Below are 19,101 nucleotides of genomic sequence, written 5' to 3'. Positions count from 1 at the left end.
CCTCCATTCGCCGTAAAAGAACACAAAAAGCATCCCTTCCAGATACCTCCACGGTACCCTGAAAAGAATGCTCCTTAATCCACGCTCTTTAATTCAATCCCGACTGCGCCTTCGTCAACAGCTTCCCACCTTGAAAAGCTATAACCGCATTGGCACCATTGCCGGCTGTGCCTTTATAGTTGTACACCACCATGTTCTCCGCTTCACTCAGCGCTTCACCTTCGCCTCCGAGGATCTCGATGACATCTCCCACCGACATGCCTACCTCAAGCTTCTCATACTGGGCAAAGGTAATCAGTACCCCGTCGCCTTTCCCGGCCGATCCGTTGTTTCCCGATGTTACAGGCGTTTGACCACCAGTCTCACCCACCGCAATCACACTTGTACTCAGCTCATTCAACTTGGTCTCAAGTGCTGCGATCTTTTGCTCCTGCTCAACGCTCTTGGCTCCCTGCTCCACCAGTTTCTTCTCAAGCCCTGCAATCTTCTCTTGCAGAGCACTTGTATCTACAGATGATCCTGTCGTAGCTACCTCAGACCCACAGGCGGACAACATAAACAGGGACAGAGCCAAACTCGTTCCCCCAAGCATCTTTTTCTTCAAATGTTTCATCAAAAATACCCCTTCCATTCTGAAATAAAAATATGATCGACAAACAGAAGTTATTTCATCAGCGACCGTCTCCAACATATTGACAACAGTTTACCACAGCCCTAGTCTTATGTATCTGCTCCTTTGGCTCCGGGTCTAACTGATCAGGAGAATATAAAAATGGTTGATCTACTCATTTACTGTCGAATGAACAAGTCCACTCATAGTCGTCCAGTGGTAAGTACCAGTTAAGTACTCCTTTTCTTATTTAATTACGACCTAACCCACCCCTTACAATCAAGCATTGCGTAATGCTCATCATCCAACAACTAAAAAAGAGTGGTCAGTTGATCTGATCACTCTTCTAGCATTCCCTATTTCAATCCGTGCAACAGTATAGGCTCGCTCGTTGAACTTCCCTTACTCCGGTTTATCCGTCAGCTTCACCGATACTTTCTCCGCTTTGCCATCCCGGTAGAAGGTTACTTCGATGGTATCCCCAATCTTCTTCTCATCGTACAGATACTTCCGCAGATCCAGCGTGGAGGTAATTTTTTGCCCGTCAAATTCCGTAATGACATCATTCAGCTTCATACCTGCTTCCGACGCCGGACCGGATGCTTCCAACACAACCACGCCGCTGTCCACATGAGATGGCAGCTTCAGATCTTTACGCTGCTCGTCATCCAGTGGTGCATAAGGGTTGCTCAGATCCACCGTGTACACGCCCAGGTATGGACGAGATACTTTGCCGTTTAGTAGCAGGGAATCTACCGTTTTCATCACTTCGTTCATCGGAATCGCGAAGCCGAGACCTTCAACGCCCGTATCCGAGATCTTCATCGTGTTGATGCCGACCACTTTGCCGTTCAGATCGACCAAAGCACCGCCGCTATTACCTTCATTAATCGCCGCATCCGTCTGGATCACGTTTTGCTCCCAGTCGTACACCCCGTCCTGATTAATCGATACAGGTAGAATACGATCCGTATAACTGACAATTCCGGATGTCAGCGTACCACCCAGACCGAGCGGATTCCCGATCGCCAGCACCGTTTGACCGCGCTGAAGTTTGCTGGAATCACCGATCTCCGCGACTGCACCCAGCCCTTTATCTTCTGCGGATAATACCGCAATGTCACTTACCCGGTCTTTACCAACCAGCTTCGCTTTGTGTGTCTCCCCATCTACGGTCACAATCTCCAGATCACTCGCACCCTCCACGACGTGGTGGTTGGTCATAATGTAGGCCTTGCCATCTTCCTTCTTGAAAATGACCCCTGAGCCCAGCGCCGAATCTTCCACCGATAGACTGCTACCCGTTTTATGGTTCACAATGCTCACCACGGAAGGACGAACTTGGGCTGCCGCCTGGATAATCCGGTCGTATGGATCAGCTGCCTGCGCTGTCTGTGCACCGCCTCCACCACCGTTGCCTGTAGCATTCGCCAGCGGTAACGATGTGGGCTGTGTGATGAAGCTAAACAGCGTAACGGTCACGATGGAGCTGATCACCGAGCTGATCACAGCAACTTTCACTGTGGAACTGATTCCCGTACGCGATCTGCGCGGATTGCTCCAGCGGTCACGTCCACGTGCTCTGCCTCCAGGGCGGATGATCTGAAGTTTGCCTTTCTGTTCAGGTTCGGCGCGTCTTGATACTTTGGTTGAATAAAAATCGTCTCCAAACAATCCCATCGTGATCCTCTCCCCTTCGTTGTCACGCATCAAGACCCTGACTGCCGCCTAAGTTGTCGCATGGATCAACGATGGAGTTCTCACATACACCACTCCGCCAACAGACGAACCTTCCGATCGCTGTTACTCACAAATTTTTTTGATCCCCTCTTCCAAGGTAAAAATTTGTTCCTAAAGGCGAACACTCTGTTTCTTCAGGTTTCTTCTGTCGTCTTCGTTACGTGAAGACTCCAACGGTTTCCCATGCTTTTTTGCATTTTTATAAAATGGTCTTGCATATCGCCGCATCCCGGCATCAAATCAAGATACAGCGTCTATGTACAACAGAACGGACACGCCATTCTGTCAGTGACTCTATCAATCATGCTCTCGCATTCTATGACATGCCATTTCACACGCAAAACAGCCAAAATCACAATGCTCCTCATATACTAAACACGTCAAATCAAAAAAAGTTGCATATTTACGAAAATTGAAGCAAATTTCCGCTATAACGCGCTTAACAATAAAGGTCCATAGTATCTATCACCACAAAATCCGGTCCGCTAAGCGCCATTTTGGCAAATTTGAATAACTTTTTCACCCCTGCATAGTCACAGGTTCAGCATACACGTCTCATCACACAAATGTTAGCGGCAAAAAGAGGAATGTTTTCCACCAAGCCTGACTACAATAATAGTAAAAGACAATTCGAAGCTTCATAGAGGAGGATATATATGGATCGCACACGTACACTCACAGCCATGGATGAAGTTCATATGGCGGCCAAGCTGGCCGATCTCAAGGAAGAACACTATCGCAATACCCTTGCACTCAGTACCATCATTGAACTACTTATTGATAAAGGCATCCTAACCCGCGAGGAAGTCGAGCGCAAAGCCGCCGAACTGGACAGCTTTATGGCTCACCCACCCTATCCCATGGCGTAGGACGGTCGTAATACGTATCACAGAGTTTGAACTCATGGTCCCGATAAAAGCATCCACGGCTCTCCATCGCGTCGCGCACCGACATTTTTGCCAAGTCCATCATATTATGATCTCGGCTAAGATGTGCCAGATACGTGCGCTTGATGCGTCCGTTCATCAGTTCACTAAGCGCTGCCCCTGCCGCTTCGTTCGACAAATGCCCAATGTCGCTCAAAATCCGGCGCTTGGTGTTCCATGGATAACGTCCCATACGCAGTAATTCGACATCATGATTCGCCTCCAGCACCAGCACATCAGAATCAGAGATGGCATCGCGAACCTTGTCGCTCATGTATCCAAGATCTGTTGCAACAGATAGCTTCTCCGTGCCATCATCGAAAGTGTACCCTACCGGCTCCGCTGCATCATGTGAGATCCCAAAGGATTCCACGCGCAGTGACCCAAAATCATGCTTTTCACCCGTCTCAAATACCCTCCGGTTTTCCTCTGGAATCGCCCCAACCGACTTCTCCAGTGCCGCCCACGTATTCAGATTTGCGTAGATTGGTAAATTATATTTCCGAGACATCGCGCCTAGTCCTTTAATGTGATCGGAATGTTCATGTGTAACCAGAATCCCGTCCAATTCTGCCCCAGAAATCTCCCTTTCCTGAAACAGTGCATCCAATCGCTTCGCACTAAGACCAGCGTCAATCATGAGAGAGGTACCCCCATGTTGTATGACTGTGGCATTACCTGTCGAACCGCTGGATAACACGGTAAAATATATCCCCATAACGCATTACTCCCCTGGTTTGTCTGTCTTGGGACTGAATACATCCCCACTGATGCCCTGCACGTACAACACTTCGCCACTTTCCAGCACGAACCGCCATGCCGGCATCGCTACCTGTATATCTGAATTGAACAACTGGCCGTAATAGCCCAGCTGAATATCTTTGACAATTGCATCATTTGGCAAAAAGTTCTCGATCAGCGTTCCCAGCGCCTTCGACGCCGGAAGCACCTGCTGATCGCTCTCCTCTGCGGTTGTAATCCGCACCGGAGTCTGACGGTAACCTGTTATTTTCTGGTCGCTGTAGAATAGCTCCAGACTCACATTGAAGAGCGGCCATTTGCCATCGACCAGTGGGTGAAGCACAAAAGCCCCATCCTCGGCCATCAGCTGATCCAGCCGGTATGTCCCGATCTGTGGAATCTCACGCTCTAATGCATCTTCCAGCTCACTCTGCGAGAAGATCAGCTTGCTATCTACAGGCTGTTCCAGTTCCATATCCACGCCAGCCCTGTCCTCTTCAATGAACTCATAGGACAACTTTGGCAGCTTCGGCGTTTCATTTGGAATCGGAGCCAGTACCTGGATACCCTTCTCTTCCATCGCCTGCTGTGTATTATCTGCCAGTGAGGTGAAGTCCAGATTGGCTCCGGCCGTCTCTCGCGCATCCATCCAGATCTGGTATCCCAGCACCAGATTGAGCAGCAGAAAGGCATAGATCAACACATTTTTCGCCCGTCCCCAATCCAAAACGTTCCCCCCCTAACTTAGCTGCTTGCAATACTTTCTCAAGTTGCCTACACCTTCCACCGTAACTGGCCGTTTATAGCCTTTGAACTTAAAGCTATACGATAACGGAGAGGGCAGAAATAACCTGAAGAAGCGGAGCGTTCGCCTTTACCACCAGATTTCTCCCGTGTTAAAAGGGAATCCAAGAAATCTGGGGGTAACAGCGATCGGAAGGTTATTCTGCACGCGTAGTGATAAAGTACAGCTACTCTTTGGTTCAAAGACTATAACCTATCAAGATACGGTAGTTTCCTCACCATTTCCGAATCGAATAACCCATACCGGGATCAGCTTTAGTCCGTCCTCAATCGAAGAAGGACGATATGCCGGGTACACGTCCACGACTTGGCGATTCTCACCTGCTACCTTTTTAATAAGAGCCTTCAGCTTGTCTCCGCCAGGCAATTTGACCGATTTCTTCGTCTCTGCACCTTCGTTCAGGTATTCCAGTGATCGCTCATAGCTGGATACCGTCTCCTGCTGCATCTCCATGCTGATCGTGCCAAAGCGGAACTGCATGGAATCCATAATCGGATAACTGCCGTAGTACTGCTGGAATTCAAGCTGTGTCTTGCTGTCAGCGGTCTCCAGCATCATGCGCGACCTGCCTTTCCAGCCGCCATGCTGATTCACAAAATCAACCGCAGACAGTGCATCCTTCGCGGGATCAATCTGTCCCGCAGGCGGTGCCGCCGGATCAGTGTAACTGATCCAGCGCTGTTCCTGTTTTACCTGCAGACTACGTTTACTGTCCGTGTAGATCTCCGATCCATCTTTTTCCCGGATGTTTCGGGTCATACTTGGATCGAAGAACAGACTACGCTGCATCTGCTCAACCGTGAACTGACCTGTTGGCACATCCGCCTCAATCGTCTCCAGAGCTTCCGCCGGGATATAATACCCACCGTCCATCAGTGTATATGGCGTCCAGTTCGCACCAAAGTCTACATGCTGCTGCACGTCTTGCACTGTCAGGTCCGCCTGCGTTGCTTCATATACCACGTCTCCCTTGGCGCTGAAGAACAGCGCATGGGCCTTCGTTTCATTTTTGGACGTATAGATCGAGATTCGGTTAATCGTCTCCCCTTGGAACAAGGAATCCGTCCCAAGCCTCATCACCCGCTGTAACAATGCTACGGGAATACCCTCTTTGAACGATAGTTCAAACCCAGGGTTCTCCTTGCGAATCTGATCCCAGTTCACTGATTGCACGCTCCGGCGCTGAAAATCATCGAACGCCCGCCCCTGTAACCGTGAATAGATCAACTGATAGAACGTATTGCCAGGGTAAAACACCGTATGTTTATCCTCACCCAGATGAATAATCATCTGATCGGGGAAAATCAATTCTTCAATATTGCGTTCCTGACCCATATTTTCCGTCTTCACATAGTTCGTCTCTGACGTCACAATGGAATCCCCGCCTCCGGGCAAACGGTAGATCAGGAAATAACTCTGAACCAGACTGGCTACAACAAGGGCAGCAAGCACCAAGGATTTAATCCGTTCCTTCACGGTGCTCACCCCCTTTCTCACGCATCGGCAGTGTGAACGTTACTGTCGTTCCCACATCTACCTCAGACTCCAGAGAGATGCTGCCATCATGTGCCTTCACAATTTCCCGGGCAATGGACAGTCCCAGCCCTGTGCCTCCCATACTGCGGGAACGAGCCTTGTCCACCCGATAAAACCGCTCAAAAATGCGATCCAAATCACGCTGTGGGATACCCATTCCGGTATCCGATACCGAGATGGCAAGTGTGTGTTCATCACTGCGTCTAGCCGCAATCGTAATAGTGCCGCCTTCCAATGTATATTTCAGCGCATTGGACACGACATTATCCAGCACCTGATCAATCTGATCGCGATCCAGCGGAACAGCCGGAATATCATTCTCCACAGATAATACAGGCTGAATATCCTTCTGATGCATCTGGAACGAGAATCGATCGGTCACTTCCTCCAGCATTTCCAGAATATCAGTTGGCTGTTTACGTAGCATGGCTTCTTTGGAATCAAGCCGCGATAAATGCAACAGATCCGTAACCAGTCGTATCATTCGCTCCGTCTCGTTCTGAATAACACCCACGAAACGACCGGCAAGCTGCGGATCTTCCAGTGCACCGTCATCCAGCGCTTCCGCGTAACTCTTGATCGTGGTCAGTGGTGTACGCAGTTCATGGGATACATTGGCCACGAATTCACGCCGGGATGCCTCAAGTTCTTCCTGCTCCGTAACATCCTGAAGTACGGCAATCGTTCCCGTGATCCCCCGTTCACGCCGATGAACCGGTGTAAACGTCATCCGAATGACCACAGGTTCTTCTTGTCCTGCGGGTGCAATCTGCAGCAACGTTGAACCTGTGAAACCACTCGCGAGAGCTTCCGCATCCTCCGGATCAATGCCGAGTAATATAGCGAAGTGTCTTCCTTCAATATCCGCAGGATGCATACCCAGAATGCTGCTGGCACGACGGTTTACGAGAATGACTTTACCGTACTCATCCGTAGCCACTACACCATCACTCATATTGGTCAGAATGGAGGTCAGCTTCTCCTTCTCCTCTTCATTCTGGGAGAGTGCATCTCGAAGCCTGCTGGTCATATAGTTAAAAGCCCGACTGAGCTGACCAATCTCATCCGTGCCAAATACAGGTGTCTGCTGATCGAAGTTACCTTCTGCGACCGCTGTCGCTCTCCGAGTCACTTCCTTAATCGGCTGCGTTATCGTATGGGACAAGATCACGCCAAGTACCGCCGTTAGCACCAAGGCAATCAAAATGCCGGAGATAAAGATTTTGTTGATTCCCTCCATCGTGGAATACAGCTCGTTCATGGATGCCGCGATGTAGACCGCACCAATGATCTTGCCGCCGGACAGCACCGGCTTGGCGACGACCTTTTTGCGAACATTATCCTCGTCCACGATATATTCCTCATTGTCCCGAATACCTTGCAGCGCACGACTGACGACAGTCTGGGTATTTTTGCGCCCGACATAATCCGAATGTGAACTTAGCGAGGTCGTCAGTACTTTGCCGCTGGCATCCAGCACCTGAATCTCGGCACCATTAATGTTGAACAGGTTGTTCACCAGCACACGCAGATTTTCCGTTTTGTCCTCGCCAGCTTCTGCTTCTCCACCCGCCATCGTCTCCCCCACGAGAACCGATAGCATTTCCGCACGCGCCTGCAAGTCTTCCGTAAAGTTACTCGTTAGTGAGTTCTTCATCGCGCTCACAAAATAAACGCCGATCAATTGCATCGCAATCAGAATCAGCAGTACATAGATAATTATCAATTTCGCCTGAATCGTTCGGAAGAACGAGAATCGCGCGAATCGGCCCATTATATCCCCACGCTTTTGGCACTGCGCACGAGATAACCGAGCCCGCGGCGTGTCAGAATCGTTTCCGGTTTGCTTGGATTCTCCTCAATCTTCTCACGCAGACGACGAATCGTAACATCCACGGTGCGTACATCGCCGAAATATTCATATCCCCACACCGCTTGCAGCAGATGTTCTCGTGTCATAACCTTGCCGGAATGCTTCGCCATATAATAGAGAAGTTCGTACTCACGGTGGGTCAGATCGAGCGGTTCCCCGCCTTTGTAAGCCGTATACATGTCCATATCAAACGCCAGATCAAATAGTCGCATGACCTGCTTTTCCTCATCTTCCGGCGCTTCGGCCGTAATCGCAAGCTTTTGCCGTCTGCGCATCTGTGCCTTCACCCGTGCAAGCAACTCACGCGTACTGAATGGCTTCGTCACGTAATCATCCGCGCCCAGTTCCAGACCAAGCACCTTGTCGATCTCGCCATCCTTGGCGGTAAGCATAATGATTGGCATCTCCAGATGAGCGCGCACCTCACGACAGACATCCATACCATCCTTGCCCGGGAGCATCAGATCCAGCAGCATCAGATCCGGTTTCTCGGATAACGCCAGTTCAACCGCACGAATGCCATCAAATGCACAGATGACCTCGTACCCCTCTTTTTCCAAATTAAACTTCAGAATGTCCGCGATGGGTTGTTCATCGTCCACCACCAAAATCTTCCCCTGCATCGGCTAAGTTCACCCCTATATCCTGCTTAATCCGCATTAGCGTTTATATCTCTCTTCTATGTTTAGCTTGTACCAAGCCTGCTTGATTTGTTTCTCTAGGTTGTTGTTTATACTCTCTAGTTTAACATACCTGAAGCACCGTCACATCCCGATCGGAGGGTTGGAAGGTCTTTCATCTGAAAATTTTTTACAGCAGCAAAAAACAAGGCCAGCATTATAGCCAACCTTGCTCTACTTAAGCTCTATATTAGTTCAGATACGTTAACGGATTTTCTACCGTTCCATTCTTAATAATCTCAAAATGCAGATGTGTTCCAGTCGAACGACCCGTGTTGCCCATAACGCCGATACTCTCGCCTTTTTCAACCACTTGTCCAACCTTAACGCCAATGCTGTTCAAATGTCCATACAGTGTTTCGTATCCGTTACGGTGGTTAATAATGATGACATTACCATAACCACTTTTCTGTCCTGCAAAAGTAATTACACCCTCATCAGACGCTTTCACATCGCGGTTACCTACCAGATCGACACCTTTGTGCTGGCGACCCCAACGTTGTCCAAAGCTGCTGCTCATCGTTGCATTTGATACCGGCCAAGCAAATTCACCTGTGCCCTCACCAACAACTTTTGTTCCGCTAAGGACTACTTCAGTTACAGCTGCTTTAATCACTTCCTGGCCAAGCCATTCCTCCTGAACAACTTCACCATTTTCTTTTGTTATACGGTATTGCATGCTTTTCAAGCCACTCTGTCCTGGGCGCACAACTTTTGTTGTACCTGCTTTCAACTCGTCACTTTTGCGCACTTCCACTTGCGGTTTGATCTCAATCTGTTCAACAACCTGCTCAACCGATTTAACGGTTACCGCCGGTTTTGGAACGGTCAAGGTCAGTTCGTCTCCGATTTGAAGCGACGTTTCCTTGATGCCCGGATTATGCTTACGAATCTCGCTTTGTGTAATTTCATACTTGGCAGCGATCGAAGAGATTGTATCTCCTTCACGAACCACATAAGTTACAGGCGCGTCTTTACCAACGGTTAATGCTTTAACCGCCTCGGACACATCCCATATTTTGTTTGGATCAGCCTTCACCACATCTGTCGCTACATCTTCCTTGATGCCTACAGACTTCAGGGTTGTGCTAGGTCCCTCCTCTTTCTTCGGGGAGTTAGCCGATACCGACTTCGTCTTCAGCGAACTTCGCACAGCCGATGCCGATATGTATTTGCTCTGCACTTGTTCCAGGATTGCATCAGCTGTTGCCTGATCCTTCACAATACCAATGACTTCACCATCTACATTAAGCTCCACACCTTTGGCGTAGGCTGTCAGCATGTCACCCAGTTTGTCCAGCGTCTCGTCACTGTTCACTTCAGGTTTGTACGCTCTTACCGTTTCGGTTGTGATGCCATCCGTGTTCAGCACCATCTCTGCATCCGGATATTTATGTTGATATTCCTCAGTTTTGTCTGTAAATAGTTGTTGTAATTGTGCCTCATCTGCAATGGTACCAATCTCGCTACCTTTAACCATTACTTTATAGTACGGTACGGTGTTTGCAGTAACATATTGTTTGCCTGCGAACCCGAGCGATGCTGCGATGAATACACCACATGCTGCTGTAATGATCCATTTGCGCGAGGCCAGAACGCGCTTCTTATTCACACTGAAGGTGGACATGCTCATGTTGTTTTTGTCTTCGGCCGTCCGGTGTTCCCCGGATTGTTCGTGTACCCGGTCTTTGCCCGGTTGGCGTATGCCTCTGAAACCTTTCATGATTCTCTCCTTTTCAGCACTTCTCAGTTCGCATTTCTGTCAAGACATCACCCATCGTGTCTGTCCCATGCTCGTTGATACTTGTATTGGTTGTCCGCAAAACCGGACTTTAGCTGCGCTCTCAAAAGTGTCAAAATTTTAACCTTTTATCACACCCGTATACTTTAACACAGGTTTTACACTCATTTCAACTCTACACGTCACACCGCAAAGCCACGCCACGCTTGGTTTCCCTGTATTATCCATAAGATAGTATGGCTGATCCATCACCCATTATGCCTCAACATCCGCTGTACTATGTACTTTTGTTCGCAAATTAAGACTAGGTTCTAAGACCCAGTGAAATATGCTTTATTTTTCATAAAAATACAAATAAAATCCCTCACCAGATCAACTCTGATAAGGGATTACGTAAACAACCTGTTTGTGGTTTATCTTAAACTGGATTTCATCTCATGCCACAATAGAAATTTAACTTTTATGTCTCTATTCTTTGACTGCAAGAATTACAAATCGCTTCTGCTGTACTTCCCAGAATCCATTGTGCTCCATCTCCATATGAATATCCATTAACGGCTCACGGAACTGTTCCACTTTGAAATCAGGTACTTGCCACGGGATGGTCTTTAGATAATAGACCAGTGCCCCATATCATAGAAACCTACATATCTTATTCCGTTTGCAGTACTTCCATCAGGTTGTCATACTCTTCACTGGTCAGGTACTTCGAGATCACCTGTTCAATCTCACGTAATTCCTGTTCCGTTAGGCCACCTTCCATGGCACCTGAGATCTGCTGCATTTCTTTTTGTGGCAGCTTGTTCATGAGCAGGCTGAAGATTTTTTCTTTCTCCTCTGCTGGCAGCTTGTCCTTCGCTCCTGTAATGTCATCCGGTGATACAACAATGGCATCATTGCCTGAAGAAGCACTACCGCTGGTCGCTCCGGTTCCGTTCCCTGAAGCTGAACTACTACCCGGATCTGTTCCTGAGTCATTACCCGTGCCCGTATCCGTCCCATTGCCTGCACTTGTGCCTGAGTTTGATCCTACGGTCGTATCTGTACCTGAACCTTCCCCTGTGCCCTCGTTTGAGCCGCTCCCTTGGGACGCATTATTGCCTGCATCTACGCCAGATTGACCGCTCTCCGTCCCATTCCCCATAACTGAAACAGCATCTTCCGGAACCTGCTCTTCGTCCGCTCCTGTCGGCTGGTCTGTCGTCCCATTTCCTGATTTGTTCCCTTCACTAGTTTTATCGCCCAAGGCACCTTGAAACATGGCGGTTAACCCCATGGGTTGACCTTCCCACTGAATATTGAAACTCGCGAGTAGCGACTTCGCATATGACTGTACAATTAATCCGGTCGTGAGCAGTGTCAGTGAACTGACCAGCAACACGGTTAGCACGATTTTGACAAACCACACAAGCAACTTCATTCCGTTCTCTCCCTCCGATTATCCCACCCGTCTAACATGCGCATGTTGGGGTCTGTGACTCTACTGTTAACCAGTATTGACGGAAATCTCGAGATTATATCCAAAAAACATCCAAAAAACCTCCAGTCATCGCTATAAAAGCAACAACTGGAGGCTTAACATGCCTAAGTCGGCAGAGGATCCTATTTTATAATTCAAGAAACAATCTCTCTATTTCTTCGATTACTCGTAGATTGGAAGAACTTGATTCGTTTGCTCACGGTTACGACCAACGGAGAAGATGGCAATTGGAATGCCTGTCAGTTCGGAAACACGTTTCACATAATTCTGTGTGTTCACTGGCAGGTCTTCAAGTTTCTTCGCTCCAGTGATATCTTCGCTCCAGCCTGGCATCTCTTCGTATACCGCTTCACATTCTGCCAGCATTTTGAGGCTTGCCGGATAGTGTGTGATGACCTCGCCGCGGAATTTGTATCCCGTGCAGATTTTTACGGTCTCCAGACCTGTCATTACGTCCAGAGAGTTCAGGGACAGACCTGTGATTCCACTGACACGACGCGCGTGGCGAACAACAACACTATCGAACCAACCTACACGACGTGGACGTCCAGTTACCGTACCGTACTCATGTCCAGTCTCACGGATTTGGTCACCGATTGCATCATGCAATTCCGTAGGGAATGGGCCATCTCCTACACGGGTTGTGTAGGCTTTCGCTACCCCAATGACTTGCTGAATACGAGCCGGTCCTACGCCAGAACCGATACATACGCCACCTGCGGACGGATTGGATGATGTAACAAATGGATAAGTTCCTTGATCAAGGTCCAACATAACGCCTTGTGCACCTTCAAACAATACTTTTTTGTCCTCATCAATATATTCGTTCAGAACAACGGATGTATCACGTACGTAAGGACGCAGAATTTCAGCATATCCGAGGTAATCTTGCAGAATCTCTTCCACATCAACAGGCTGGCCACCGTAGACTTGCTCGATGACACGGTTCTTTTCTTTGACCAGATGACGCAGTTTCAGTTCGAAATCTTCAGCATCCATCAGGTCAACCATCCGAATACCAATACGAGCTGATTTGTCCATGTAACATGGGCCAATTCCTTTGCCAGTCGTACCAATTTTGTTCGGACCTTTGCTCTCTTCTTCCAGTGCATCCAATACCATGTGATATGGCAGGATGATATGTGCGCGCTCACTGATGGACAGGTTCTTCGTTGTGAAATCATTGTCATGAATATAGTTAATTTCTTCGATGAGTGCCTTCGGGTTGATAACCATTCCGTTACCAATAACACACGCTTTATCCGTGTAGAAAATCCCTGATGGAATCATCGTCAGTTTATATTTTTTGTTATCAATCAGAATTGTATGACCCGCATTGTTACCACCTTGATAACGAGCCACCACATCAGCGCTCTCCGCCAAATAATCCGTGATTTTACCTTTTCCTTCGTCTCCCCATTGCGTTCCCACTACAACTACCGTTGACATAGTTAACATTCCTCCGTGGGTGCCTTGCGCACCTTTGTATTGGTCTGTCCGTCCTCTATCCCGGCAGGCGTGTTACGCAATAAACCGACTGAGAAGCGTGCTAACGGACAGTAAAAATGTCCTTCCGTTACATTCAAGGGAAGGTTTGCGCTGCTTTAACGCAGCAGTATTAGTGTACCAGTACCCTTTTTCAAAGTCAAATCAAATGGCGAACAATTAGATATAGTACAACCGTAATGTTCGGGATTTACCCATTAATTCAACACAAAAAACCGGAGACTTCAGTCCAAGCTTGCTTGACTGCTATCACCGGTTCAAGGATACCCATTTCAATGTGAATCTGTATCTGGTATTTATAACAAATGTTTGAGTTCAGTTGCTCTAATGGTTGATCTTCGGGACAGACGATTTTGGCTTCTTGATCGAAGCCGTCAGCACCTGCCCATTACATCGCGAAGGCATCATTGTGTGCCCTCTCGTAATTGACGAATTTATTAAAGTTTTTCAGGAAGACCAGTTCTACCGTACCTACCGGACCGTTACGCTGTTTAGCGATAATGATCTCGATAATATTTTTCTTCTCGGTCTCCTGGTTATAGTAGTCATCCCGGTACAGGAACGCTACGATGTCGGCATCTTGCTCGATCGAACCCGATTCCCGCAAGTCACTCATCATCGGACGTTTGTCCTGACGTTGCTCTACACCCCGGCTCAGCTGGGACAAGGCAATAACTGGAACTTCCAGTTCTCGGCCAATCTGTTTCAGTGTACGTGAAATCTCGGATACCTCTTGTTGACGGTTCTCCCCTGCTTTACCACGTCCACTAATCAGTTGAAGATAGTCGATTAGGATCATGCCAAGGCCTTTCTCTTTCTTCAGACGACGGCACTTCGCACGAATATCCGCTACGGTAATCCCTGGCGTATCATCTATGAAGATGTTGGCTTCTGATAAAGCTGCAATACCCATCGTCAGCTTCTGCCAGTCTTCATCACCCTTGAAATCACCCATACGCATCACGCTGGCATCCAGGTTGGCTTCCGCACAGATCATACGTTGCACCAGCTGGGCGGCTGACATCTCCAGACTGAAGATGGCTACCGTCTCCTGGGCCCGAATGGCAACGTTCTGAGCGATATTCAGGGCGAATGCCGTCTTACCTACGGAAGGACGGGCCGCTACAATGATCAAGTCACTGCGCTGGAATCCGGCAGTCATCTTGTCCAGATCGATGAACCCTGACGGAATACCTGTCGTTGTACCCTTATTCTGATGAAGTGTTTCCACACGATCGAATACTTCCATCAGTACGTCCTGAATGGCTATAAAACCACTGCTGGAGCGACGGTTGGAGATCTCCAGAATGCGACGTTCAGCTTCTCCGAGCATCGCTGCAACATCTTCGCCGCCTGTATATCCTTCACTCACGATCTGGGTTGCCGTGCGAATCAGGCGACGCAGCATCGATTTCTCTTCAATAATCTGAGCGTAGTAGTCTACGTTCGCGGCTGTAGGTACACCATGGGCTAGCTTAGCCAGATAACTAACGCCCCCGATGTCCTCCAGCTCACCTTTATCCTTCAGAAGCGAAGTCAGTGTCACGAGGTCAATCGGTTGATTTCCCTCACCAAGCTGGATCATCGCTTCAAAGATTAATTGATGTGGCTTATCATAAAAATCCTCGGTTTGCACCCGTTCCATCGCTGTAATCAGGGCCTCGCCCTGCAACAGGATTGCACCCAGCACGGCCTGTTCGGCTTCCAGGTTCTGCGGGGGAATCCGGTCGAATAACATTTCTCCGCCCATCTTACTCTTCCGTTACCTGTACCTTCAAGGTTGCCTTCACTTCAGGGTGAACCTTGACAGTTACTTGTGTTACGCCGAGTGTACGAATAGGCTCGTCCAGCTCAATTTTTCGTTTGTCTACTTTCAGACCTTTTTTAGACAAAGCTTCTGCGATTTGTTTGCTGGTAATGGCGCCGAACAGACGACCACCTTCGCCGGACTTGGCTTTCAGTTCGGTCACTTCTGCTTCCAGCTTCTTCGCAAGTGCTTCCGCTTCCGCTTTCTCTTCCTGTTTGAGTCTTTCTTCAGCCGCCTTCTGGTTGTCCAGCGTCTTCATATTGCCGTCCGTTGCCAGACGTGCAATTCCCCGTGGCAATAAGAAGTTCTGTGCGTAACCCTCAGATACTTCTTTCACTTGCCCTTTCTTGCCTTGACCCTTCATATCTTTTATAAAAATGACTTTCATTCGAACAGCCCCTCTTCCTTTTCGATTTCAGCCAGTACGTTCGTCAGCCGTTTTTCTGCCTCTCCAAGCGTTCCTTCAAGCTGCACGGCAGCATTCGTCAAATGTCCGCCACCGCCCAGTCGTTCCATGACAACCTGAACATTCATGCGCCCCAGCGATCTCGCGCTGATGCCAATCAGTCCATCCGGACGCTCACTAATCACAAATGAAGCGACCACGTCAGTCATGTTCAGCAATGTGTCCGCCACCTGGGCGATCATCATCTGTGAAATCTTGCTGCCAGGGTCTGTGACCGCCAGCGCAATGTTTCCATATACCATTTTAGCATGCTTTATGATTTCTGCCTTAGCAATATATTCTGACAGATCCTCTTTCATCAACCGCTGGATCATAATGGTGTCCGCACCGCTACGGCGCAGGAAGCCTGCCGCTTCGAACGTTCTGGACCCCGTGTGCAGTGCAAAATGCTTCGTATCCACCGTAATACCAGCCAGTAGAGCCGTAGCTTCTAGCGGAGTGAATTGCACCTTATCATGAATGTATTGCAAGAGTTCGGTTACCAATTCGGCAGCAGAGGACGCATAAGGCTCCAGATAGATCAACACTGCGTCATTGATGAACTCTTCGCCCCGGCGATGGTGATCCACAACGACGACACGGGTAGCAGACTGTACCAGTTTCGGCTCCATGGTCATGGAGGCCTTATGAGTATCCACCACCACCAGCAACGTGTGCTCGGTCATCATCTGGGTTGCCTGTTCTGGTGATACAAATGCTTTGGACAACTTCTCGTCCTTGTTCACTTGCTCCATCAGGCGTTCAATCGATGGATTAATTCCATCCAGAACAATCCGTGCTTCCACATTGTACAGACTGGCCGCTTTCCACACTCCGATGGATGCGCCGATCGCATCCATATCCGGAATTTTGTGTCCCATGATGAGCACCCGATCGCTCTCCTGCATGAGATCACGGAGCGCGTGCGCAATAACGCGGGCTCTTACCCGTGTCCGTTTCTCCACTGCGTTAGACTTACCGCCATAGAAAGACAGGCGTTGTCCGGACTTCACGGCAGCCTGATCACCACCACGTCCAAGTGCCATGTCCAGACTGGACTGTGCCAGTTCTCCCATCTCGCTGATGCTATCCGATCCAAACGCCAGTCCGACACTGAGTGTCATTGGCACTTTGAGGTCAGCAGTCATCTCCCGAACCTCATCCAAAATGACAAATCGGCTCTGCTCCAGTTCCTGCAAAGACTTATGATTCAGCATCAACAGATAACGATCAGAAGACAGACGGCGCAGGTACACTTCGTACCGCTTGGCCCAAGACGTAATTTCGCTGGTCACACGGGCAATCAGCGCTGTACGCTGTTGATCGTCCATGCCTTGGGCAGCCTCGTCCAGATTATCCAGAACGAGAATTCCCAATGCAAGGCGTTCATTTTCATATTTATCACGCAGAATGGCTAGCTCCGTAATCTCGTATACATATACATACCGCTCCTGCGGGTTATGAATAACTCCATAATGCCGATCATCCAACTGGAATTCGTCATGCAACTCCTTGGATGAATGTTCCTTCGTCCCATCCTTCTTCTCTTTAGGCTGAGGAAGTTTGGGAAACATATTAAGTAGCGGATTACCCACCATTGTCTTCTCCTGGAACATCTCCGCGACAAAGCGGTTATGCCACTCTACCGTACGATCTTCGCTGTACAGCACAATTCCGAATGGAAGCATGCTGACCGCTTCCCCCTCCATCCGTTTGATCCGAATAGATAGGCCATTAATGTAGTCGTTAAGCTCACGGCGGAACGCGAGTTCCGCCTTAATCATGACGATTCCCAGCGCCGAAGCCAGTATCAGACTAATCAAACCAAGCGTCCAGTTATAAATGGTAACGAACATAACGAGCAACAGCAGCAGTATGAACGCCCATACGGTATAGTAGCCGTGCCAGCGTTTCTTCAGAAATTTAGGCATGACTCATCACCCTATCGTTTTGATTTCGATATTGCCTCACGAAGCGGGAACGCCAGATCGATAATTCCGATAATCCGAAGCGGACCAATGAAGAAGACCGCAGCCGCCAGGAAATATGGTATAACCGGATTCCATTTCTTTGTATGTGAGAGAAAGAAGAAGAAACCGATCGCTTGAATCATGAAGCCCAGATTAATTAACGGGGACAGATTCATGGCAATCATGGTCCAGTATGTTCCATCACTTTGTCTGGAGATCACTTCGATCAACAGTGCAAGGAAATAATACCAGATCAATGCACGCGGCATACGCCATTCTCTCGCTGGTGGAAGCTTCGATACCACCACACCCATCACGTTCAGAATCGGACGAGCTATGGCGTGTGTAATGAAGGCCATTACCATCGATGTGACAACGAGAGCAAACGGAATCATAAGCTGTGTTTGTTTGGCAACATCCTCGGTCATCTCAGGTGTCCATGCAAACCCGTTGATCATCTGATTCGATGTATTGGTTAACGGTTCAATGGTCAATTTGACCACATCTTCAATATAACTGGATAGGTCGAATTGGAAAATGACACTGCCGACCAAGAGCAACAACAAGTATTCTGCCAACATCATGCCACTTCCCGCCATCAGGGCAAACAGGGCCGATTTGCGTGTTTTATACGCGTGACCCATAACGATCGCAGGCAGGGTAAAGATGAGCAATAGTAACAGATAGATGGGGTGGAATACGACCAAAATAACGGCTACGGGCACGAGATGCCATATAAACGATTTTAAAGATAATGAAGCATACAAAATAACTCCCGGAATCATCATAAAAAATATGGCAAGTACCGATAAAGGAGTTAACAGCGAAAGTAGCAAGAGCAGATAAACTGCGCTCCAAACAGCTGATTTAAAGCTAAATTTCAACAAATTCACCTCTTACGCATATGATCTTCTAGCGCGGAAATATCCTGGTACCAGTCTTCAAGCTGGTGACCTTCCTGTTTATGCTTTTTCAACTTCTCAACTAGCAGTGCATCCAGATCCTTGAAAGGAATACCGAGCCTGCGGCCCAATATGTAACTACTCATAATCAAACTGGCAAGACTGTCCCCGATTCGAGTTGTACTGCCTTCCCATAACGCCTTGAATAATCGGGATACCTGATCAAGCACTTCGGTTTTCAGCCATTCAATCACTTTAGCGCGTTTGGCTACATCCAGTTCTTTAGGCATTTGGCGAAAGTCACTCTCCCCCGAAAAAGCTTTATTCTCGATTATAGCA

Annotated in this window: 16 protein-coding genes; 1 reads left to right on the top strand and 15 read right to left on the bottom strand. The window is 48.5% G+C overall.

Features of this window, described 5'->3' with window-relative positions; all coding sequences use genetic code 11:
- Positions 1–88 precede the first annotated feature (88 nt).
- A complete protein-coding gene (locus QF041_RS20950; RefSeq protein ID WP_307415504.1) occupies positions 89–613 on the bottom strand; it encodes a hypothetical protein in 525 nt (174 codons plus the stop codon).
- Positions 614–1,012: 399 nt separating this feature from the next.
- Positions 1,013–2,290, bottom strand: coding sequence for a S1C family serine protease (locus tag QF041_RS20945; protein ID WP_307415503.1), 1,278 nt, complete (start codon positions 2,288–2,290; stop codon positions 1,013–1,015).
- A 716-nt stretch (positions 2,291–3,006) separates the two neighbouring features.
- Between QF041_RS20945 and QF041_RS20940 the strand changes: the two genes are divergently transcribed.
- On the top strand, positions 3,007–3,219 hold the full coding sequence (locus tag QF041_RS20940) for a hypothetical protein (RefSeq protein ID WP_036611899.1): 213 nt from the start codon (positions 3,007–3,009) through the stop codon (positions 3,217–3,219).
- On the opposite strand, the gene QF041_RS20935 is transcribed toward QF041_RS20940, so the two are convergent.
- From QF041_RS20935 to QF041_RS20875, 13 genes are all read right to left on the bottom strand, one after another.
- Positions 3,188–3,994 carry an MBL fold metallo-hydrolase gene (locus QF041_RS20935; RefSeq protein WP_036671861.1) on the bottom strand — a complete coding sequence of 269 codons (807 nt, stop codon included), beginning with the start codon at positions 3,992–3,994 and terminating at the stop codon, positions 3,188–3,190. The two genes, QF041_RS20940 and QF041_RS20935, sit on opposite strands and share 32 nt — an antisense overlap.
- A gap of 6 nt (positions 3,995–4,000) precedes the next feature.
- Positions 4,001–4,744, bottom strand: a complete 744-nt coding sequence (gene yycI / locus QF041_RS20930) for a two-component system regulatory protein YycI (RefSeq protein ID WP_047841111.1) — start codon at positions 4,742–4,744, stop codon at positions 4,001–4,003.
- A 273-nt stretch (positions 4,745–5,017) separates the two neighbouring features.
- Positions 5,018–6,298, bottom strand: coding sequence for a YycH family regulatory protein (locus QF041_RS20925; protein WP_307415501.1), 1,281 nt, complete (start codon positions 6,296–6,298; stop codon positions 5,018–5,020).
- Positions 6,282–8,132: a cell wall metabolism sensor histidine kinase WalK gene (gene walK, locus QF041_RS20920; protein ID WP_307415500.1), complete on the bottom strand. Its 1,851-nt coding sequence runs from the start codon at positions 8,130–8,132 to the stop codon at positions 6,282–6,284. The genes QF041_RS20925 and walK overlap by 17 nt, the downstream gene beginning before the upstream one ends.
- Positions 8,132–8,854, bottom strand: coding sequence for a response regulator YycF (gene yycF, locus QF041_RS20915; RefSeq protein ID WP_074092884.1), 723 nt, complete (start codon positions 8,852–8,854; stop codon positions 8,132–8,134). The genes walK and yycF overlap by 1 nt, the downstream gene beginning before the upstream one ends.
- A gap of 247 nt (positions 8,855–9,101) precedes the next feature.
- A complete protein-coding gene (locus tag QF041_RS20910) occupies positions 9,102–10,634 on the bottom strand; it encodes a peptidoglycan DD-metalloendopeptidase family protein (protein ID WP_307415499.1) in 1,533 nt (510 codons plus the stop codon).
- Positions 10,635–11,304: 670 nt separating this feature from the next.
- Entirely contained in the window at positions 11,305–12,072 is a 768-nt protein-coding gene (locus QF041_RS20905) for a hypothetical protein (protein ID WP_307415498.1), read from the bottom strand.
- 222 nt (positions 12,073–12,294) lie between these two features.
- Positions 12,295–13,581 (bottom strand): adenylosuccinate synthase, encoded by a 1,287-nt coding sequence (locus QF041_RS20900; protein WP_091012210.1) that lies wholly within the window; start codon positions 13,579–13,581, stop codon positions 12,295–12,297.
- A 445-nt stretch (positions 13,582–14,026) separates the two neighbouring features.
- Positions 14,027–15,388, bottom strand: a complete 1,362-nt coding sequence (gene dnaB / locus QF041_RS20895) for a replicative DNA helicase (protein WP_036611922.1) — start codon at positions 15,386–15,388, stop codon at positions 14,027–14,029.
- Position 15,389: 1 nt separating this feature from the next.
- A complete protein-coding gene (gene rplI / locus QF041_RS20890; protein ID WP_036611925.1) occupies positions 15,390–15,833 on the bottom strand; it encodes a 50S ribosomal protein L9 in 444 nt (147 codons plus the stop codon).
- The gene (locus QF041_RS20885) at positions 15,830–17,821 is read right to left on the bottom strand and encodes a DHH family phosphoesterase (protein ID WP_307415496.1); all 1,992 of its coding nucleotides are present in this window, start codon (positions 17,819–17,821) and stop codon (positions 15,830–15,832) included. The genes rplI and QF041_RS20885 overlap by 4 nt, the downstream gene beginning before the upstream one ends.
- An 11-nt stretch (positions 17,822–17,832) precedes the next feature.
- Complete coding sequence (locus QF041_RS20880) at positions 17,833–18,753, bottom strand: DUF2232 domain-containing protein (protein WP_243391271.1); 921 nt, start codon at positions 18,751–18,753, stop codon at positions 17,833–17,835.
- Positions 18,750–19,052: a MazG-like family protein gene (locus QF041_RS20875; RefSeq protein ID WP_017691445.1), complete on the bottom strand. Its 303-nt coding sequence runs from the start codon at positions 19,050–19,052 to the stop codon at positions 18,750–18,752. Before QF041_RS20875 ends, QF041_RS20880 begins: the two co-directional genes overlap by 4 nt.
- Between the last annotated feature and the right edge of the window lie 49 nt (positions 19,053–19,101).

The organism is Paenibacillus sp. W2I17, assembly GCF_030815985.1.
Lineage (GTDB): Bacteria > Bacillota > Bacilli > Paenibacillales > Paenibacillaceae > Paenibacillus.
This window is presented reverse-complemented; position numbering and strand designations above follow the sequence as displayed.

What these genes read in the sequence shown, in the direction of transcription:
- QF041_RS20875 (WP_017691445.1), bottom strand. Translation starts at nt 19,052, where the DNA reads ATGCCTAAAGAACTGGATGTAGCCAAACGCGCTAAAGTGATTGAATGG.
- dnaB (WP_036611922.1), bottom strand. Translation starts at nt 15,388, where the DNA reads ATGGGCGGAGAAATGTTATTCGACCGGATTCCCCCGCAGAACCTGGAA.
- QF041_RS20910 (WP_307415499.1), bottom strand. Translation starts at nt 10,634, where the DNA reads ATGAAAGGTTTCAGAGGCATACGCCAACCGGGCAAAGACCGGGTACAC.
- QF041_RS20905 (WP_307415498.1), bottom strand. Translation starts at nt 12,072, where the DNA reads ATGAAGTTGCTTGTGTGGTTTGTCAAAATCGTGCTAACCGTGTTGCTG.
- rplI (WP_036611925.1), bottom strand. Translation starts at nt 15,833, where the DNA reads ATGAAAGTCATTTTTATAAAAGATATGAAGGGTCAAGGCAAGAAAGGG.
- QF041_RS20950 (WP_307415504.1), bottom strand. Translation starts at nt 613, where the DNA reads ATGAAACATTTGAAGAAAAAGATGCTTGGGGGAACGAGTTTGGCTCTG.
- QF041_RS20935 (WP_036671861.1), bottom strand. Translation starts at nt 3,994, where the DNA reads ATGGGGATATATTTTACCGTGTTATCCAGCGGTTCGACAGGTAATGCC.
- QF041_RS20940 (WP_036611899.1), top strand. Translation starts at nt 3,007, where the DNA reads ATGGATCGCACACGTACACTCACAGCCATGGATGAAGTTCATATGGCG.
- walK (WP_307415500.1), bottom strand. Translation starts at nt 8,132, where the DNA reads ATGGGCCGATTCGCGCGATTCTCGTTCTTCCGAACGATTCAGGCGAAA.
- QF041_RS20900 (WP_091012210.1), bottom strand. Translation starts at nt 13,581, where the DNA reads ATGTCAACGGTAGTTGTAGTGGGAACGCAATGGGGAGACGAAGGAAAA.
- QF041_RS20945 (WP_307415503.1), bottom strand. Translation starts at nt 2,290, where the DNA reads ATGGGATTGTTTGGAGACGATTTTTATTCAACCAAAGTATCAAGACGC.
- QF041_RS20885 (WP_307415496.1), bottom strand. Translation starts at nt 17,821, where the DNA reads ATGCCTAAATTTCTGAAGAAACGCTGGCACGGCTACTATACCGTATGG.
- yycF (WP_074092884.1), bottom strand. Translation starts at nt 8,854, where the DNA reads ATGCAGGGGAAGATTTTGGTGGTGGACGATGAACAACCCATCGCGGAC.